Here is a 3,816-nt window from a genome sequence, read left to right on the forward strand (position 1 = left end):
CGGGCCGCGGGATGCGCCGCACGCGCCCGCGTCCGGGTGCACGGCGCAGGCGGCCGCGAATCCGACGCGTCCGACTCTAGAACCGCCATCCGCCTCCCTTGACCGCACGCCGACCGTGAGGAACGCTGAAGCGGGAGACGTTGCCGGGGGCTATCGCGCGTGAGGCGTCCATTCATCACCTTGCTGGCCGCCAACGCCCTTTCCGTCACCGGAAACGTGCTCTCCATGCTCGCCGTCCCGTGGTTCGTCCTGGAGAGCACCCGAAGCGCCGGGCTGACGGGCCTGGCCGCCTTCGCCACTACCTTCCCGATCGTCATATCCGCGGCGTTCGGTGGCACGCTCGTGGACTGGCTGGGGTTTCGCTGGGCGAGCGTGCTGTCCGACCTGACGAGCGGCCTCGTCGTGCTCGCCATCCCCGCGCTGACGACCGGGCTCTCCTATCCGCTCCTGCTGCTGCTCCTGTTCGTACGATGGCTGGTGGCCACGCCGGGGGAGACGGCACGCAAGGCCATGCTGCCCGACCTGTCGGCGCTCGGGCGCGTGCGCATCGGCCGCGCGACGGCGGCGTACGACGGGGTCAGCCGCGGCGCGACGATGGTGGGCGCCCCGCTCGCCGGAATCCTCATCCTCTGGGCGGGGCCCAGCACGCTCCTCATCGTCGACGGCGTCACCTTCCTCCTCTCCGCGCTGCTCATCTCCGGCGGAGTCCCGCACATCGACGCAGGAGAACGCGAATCCGGCGGCTACCTACGCGACCTGCGCGACGGGCTGACGTTCCTCTGGCGCGACCGGCTGCAGACGAGCGCCACCGGGATGATCGTGGTCGTCAACATGCTCGACACGGGCGTGACGCAGGTGCTGCTGGCGTTGTACGCCCGCGACGTGGTAGGCGACCCCCGCGCGTTCGGCCTGCTCACCGGCGGGCTCGGGGCGGGCGCGGTGGCCGGCACCATCGTCTACGGCGCGGCCGGCGGACGATTACCCATGCGGCTGACGTACGGATGGTGCTTCCTCGTCGCCGGTGTCCCGCGCGTGCTGGTGCTGGCGCTCGGTGCGCCGTTTCCCGTGGTGCTCGGCGTGGCCGCTCTCTCCGGATTCGCGGCCGGCGCGATCAATCCCATTCTCGGCGTGATCCAGTTCGACCGCATTCCCGCCCGCCTGAGAGCGCGGGCGCTGGGCGCCATGACGGCCGCCGCCTACGCGGCCATGCCGCTCGGCGGGCTGCTGGCCGGCTCGCTCACCGAACTGGCCGGCCTCACGACCACCCTGTACGCGTTCACCAGCGTCTACCTGATCGCGTCCATCCCGCCGTTCGTCTGCCGGGCCTGGCGGGAACTGGACCAGCCGTCTACCGCGAAAACCTAGCCAGCAGCAGGGACTCGTCGATCGGCGACTCGTGGGTGCCGGCGACCGTGCAGGCGTGCGCCCCCGCGATCGACCCCAGCCGTACGCACTCCTCGAGCGACCGGCCCTTCACCGTGCCGTACAGGAAGCCGGAGACGAACGCGTCGCCCGCGCCGTTGCTGTCGGCCACCGGCCCGGGCAGCGGCACGGCCGGGAAGGCGCGCACGTCGCAGCCACGCGTCAGAACGAGGCAGCCGTCGGCCCCGCGGGTGCACACGACCGTGTGGGCGCGCCCGCGCGCGAGGATGTCGCGCATCGTCGTCACAGGGTCCGTGAGTGCGGTGGCCGACAGGAACACCAGGTCGGACCCGTAGGCGAAGTCCTTGTGGTAGTCGTTGAGGCCGTCCCAGTCGTGCAGGTCGGTGGAGATGGGCGTGCCGTCGAGGTCGGGGTAGACGTGGCGGCAGAAGTCCATGATCGACACGTGGACGTGCCGGGCGCGCACGTTCGCGTACAGCTCGCGCGGCAGGCGCTCGTCAGGCGTGACCTTGGGGTCGTGGAGCGAGGTGCGGCGGCCGTCGGGGCCGACGAGCAGGACGCTGCGCCGGGTGCCAGCCGCGGCCGGACCCCAGGAGCAGTCGACCTCGCGCAGCGCCTGGCGGACGAGCGCGCCCTGCGGGTCGTCGCCGATCAGGTCGGCGAAGGCGACGCCCAGCCCGAGTGCGTGGCAACCCAGTGCCACGCCCGCGCCGGTGTTGCCGATCCGGTCGACGACCGGTGGGACGTGGTAGGTGTCCTGGTACGGCAGTGGCAGCTCGGGCACGTATACCGTCGTGTCGACCCCGGCTCCGCCGAGGACCAGGATGTCATGCGTCACGGGTTCAAGGCCTCACTTCGCTAGCACTGGGAGCTTCACCGGTTGACCAGCGGGCCGGAGCCGGTGGAGCCGCGGACGACCAGCTCCGGCTGGAAGATCAGCTCGACGTGCTTGGCGGGGGCGCCGTTCACCTCTTCGAGCAGCGTCTGCACGGCCGCCGAGGCCATCGCGCCGATCGGCTTGCGCACGGTGGTCAGCGGCGGGTCGGTGAACGCGATCAGCGGCGAGTCGTCGAACCCCACCACGGACACCTCTCCCGGCACGGACAGCCCCTTCTCCCTGCAGGCGCGGATCGCGCCCAACGCCATCAGGTCACTCGCGCACACGATGCCGGTGCAGCCGCGGGCCAGCAGCTGCGCGGCGGCCGCCTGCCCGCCCTCGACGGAGAACAGCGAGTGGGCGATCAGCTCGTCGACGTCGGTCGCGCCGAGCAGCTGGGCCATGGCCTGCTTGTAGCCCTCGATCTTCCTGATCACCGGCACGAACCTGCGCGGCCCCAGCGCGATCCCGATCCGCTCGTGGCCGAGGTCCACCAGGTGCTGCACGGACAGCCGGGCGGCCAGGCGGTCGTCGGGCGAGATGAACGGCGCGTCGATGTGCTCGCTGTAGCCGTCGACCAGCACGATCGGCAGTCCGCGGTCGGTCAGCCGGGTGTAGCGGTCCATCCTCGCGGTCGTGTCGGCGTGCAGCCCCGAGACGAACACGATGCCGCTCACACCGCGATCGACCAGCAGCTCGGTGAACTCGTCCTCCGGCGCGCCGCCGGGCAGCTGGGTGCAGAGCACGGGCGTGTAGCCGTGCTGGGTCAGCGCCTTCTCGATGGCCTGCGCGAACGCGGGGAAGATCGGATTGTCCAGCTCCGGCGTCACCAGGCCGACGAGCCCGTTGCTGCGCTGCCGCAGCCGGGGCGGGCGCTCGTAGCCCATGAGGTCGAGCGCGGCCATCACCGCCTGGCGGGTGGCGGTCGAGACGCCGGGCTTGCCGTTGAGCACCCGGCTGACCGTGGCCTCACTCACCCCGGCCTGGGCGGCGATGTCGGCTAGGCGAGCGTGACCATTCATGCCACACACTTTACTTTCCACCAGGCCGCCGAATCCCCTGCTCCAGGGACATCCGAGGCGAGCAGGAGCTCCCCGTCGACCCCGAAGTCCACGGGTGCTTCCGTGAGGTTGACGGCGCAGACAAGCTCTCCCCTGGAGAACACGAGCGTGCCCTCCGGCGACTCGTGCCAGGTCAGGTCTCCGTCGAACGTGCGCCGCAGCCGCAGCGCCGCCCGATACAGCTCCAGCGTCGAGCCGGGCAGCCCTTCCTGCGCCTCCACGCTCAGCTCGGCCCAGTCCGCCGGGATCGGCAGCCACGGGTTCAGCCAGCCGGACTCACGGGTCCAGGGCAGCGGCACGCGGCAGCCGTCGCGGCCGCTGTCGGGGTCGCGCAGCCGCTGCGGGTCCTGGCACACGCCGGCCGGCAGGTCGAGCACCTCCGGCAGACCCAGCTCCTCGCCCTGGTAGACGTAGACCGAGCCGGGCAGCGCGAGCGTCAGCAGCGCGGCGGCGCGGGCCCTGGCCAGGCTGCCGTAGCGGGTGACGTGCCGCTTG

At 71.8% G+C, this 3,816-nt stretch carries 3 protein-coding genes and 1 pseudogene; 1 reads left to right on the forward strand and 3 read right to left on the reverse strand.

Features of this window, described 5'->3' with window-relative positions; translation table 11 throughout:
- The first annotated feature begins 159 nt into the window (after positions 1–159).
- Positions 160–1,365, forward strand: a complete 1,206-nt coding sequence (locus AB0J09_RS58715) for an MFS transporter (protein ID WP_360712005.1) — start codon at positions 160–162, stop codon at positions 1,363–1,365.
- On the opposite strand, the gene AB0J09_RS58720 is transcribed toward AB0J09_RS58715, so the two are convergent.
- From AB0J09_RS58720 to AB0J09_RS58730, 3 genes and pseudogenes are all read right to left on the reverse strand, one after another.
- A complete protein-coding gene (locus AB0J09_RS58720; RefSeq protein WP_360712008.1) occupies positions 1,349–2,221 on the reverse strand; it encodes an adenosine kinase in 873 nt (290 codons plus the stop codon). The genes AB0J09_RS58715 and AB0J09_RS58720 overlap by 17 nt on opposite strands.
- Before the next feature lie 35 nt (positions 2,222–2,256).
- A complete protein-coding gene (locus AB0J09_RS58725) occupies positions 2,257–3,282 on the reverse strand; it encodes a LacI family DNA-binding transcriptional regulator (protein WP_360712012.1) in 1,026 nt (341 codons plus the stop codon).
- Positions 3,279–3,816, reverse strand: a pseudogene (locus AB0J09_RS58730) (alpha-amylase); the annotation flags it as partial. The pseudogene AB0J09_RS58730 and the gene AB0J09_RS58725, both read right to left, overlap by 4 nt.

Origin of the sequence: Nonomuraea sp. NPDC049784 (genome assembly GCF_040659615.1) — a bacterium.
Taxonomy (GTDB): domain Bacteria; phylum Actinomycetota; class Actinomycetes; order Streptosporangiales; family Streptosporangiaceae; genus Nonomuraea.